At 68.3% G+C, this 1,149-nt stretch carries 1 protein-coding gene; it reads left to right on the forward strand.

Annotated features, from left to right (window positions below; all coding sequences use genetic code 11):
* The coding region (locus tag ABZV31_RS38315) for an IS1380 family transposase (RefSeq protein ID WP_355901510.1) at window positions 1-1,000 on the forward strand (1,000 nt) is incomplete at its 5' end.
* Window positions 1,001-1,149: the final 149 nt, after the last annotated feature.

The raw sequence follows: 1,149 nt of genomic DNA on the forward strand, positions 1-1,149 counted from the left end.
CGGCCTGGTGCCGAAGACGGACGAGGTGGTGTTCGTCGACATCGACTCCAAGGTCAAGCAGGTCTACGGCCCGGCCAAGCAGGGCGCCTCCTTCGGCTACACCAAGGTCCGCGGCCTGCACTTCCAGATCGTCACCGTCAAGACATCCACCTGCGCGCCGGTCATCGTCGCCACCAGGCTGCGCAAGGGGGTGGCCGGCTCCGGCAAGGGGGCGGCGAGTCTGCTGCGCGAGGCCCTGGCCACGGTGCGGGCGATGGGGATCACCGCGCAGATCATCGTGCGCGCCGACTCGGCGTTCTTCTCCCACAAGGTCGTCGACGCCTGCAGGAAGGCCGGGGCCCGTTTCTCGCTGGCCGTTGCGGTCAGGAAGAAGATCCGCGAAGCGATCGCGTCCATCGCCGAGGACGCCTGGACGCCGATCGAGTACACCGACGCCATCTGGGACGACGAGGAGGAACGCTGGGTCTCCGACGCGGAGATCGCTGAGATCCCCTTCACCGCATTCACCAGCAAGAAGAAGCAGTTCCACACCGTGGCCCGGCTCATCGTGCGGCGCGTGAAACGCCTCAACCCCAAGAGCGTCCCTGAAGGCCAGGCCGAGCTGTTCGGCGTCTGGCGCCACCACGTCATCTTCACCGACAGCCGCTTCACCCTCGTCCAGGCCGAGCCGATGCACCGCGAACACGCCGTGGTGGAACAGGTCTTCGCCGACCTGGAGGACTCCGCGCTCGGCCACCTGCCCTCGGGGAAGTTCACCGCGAACGCCGCCTGGCTGACCCTGGCCGCCACCGCCTACAACCTCACCCGGGCCGCCGGTCACCTCGCCTCCACATTCCACGCCAGGGCACGGACCGGCACCATCCGCCGCCACCTGATCAACATCCCGGCCCGGATCGCCACCGGCGCCCGCCGCATAACCCTGCACCTGCCGCAACGCTGGCGCTGGGAAGCCGACTTCACCGACCTGTGGATGGCCACCGGACAGCGCATGCCCACCTGACCCACGCGACCGCACCAACCGCCCGCGACCAGGAAGACCTCGGAGACCCCGCACCGGACGGCCACCCGGCGATCACCGCTGCCCGCACTCCAAAAACCACCGGAACCCCGCCCGAGATCGAAGATCAAAATTCACGCGGTGGATCGAGG

It is taken from the genome of Streptomyces sp. NPDC005202 (genome assembly GCF_040608235.1).
Classification (GTDB): domain Bacteria; phylum Actinomycetota; class Actinomycetes; order Streptomycetales; family Streptomycetaceae; genus Streptomyces.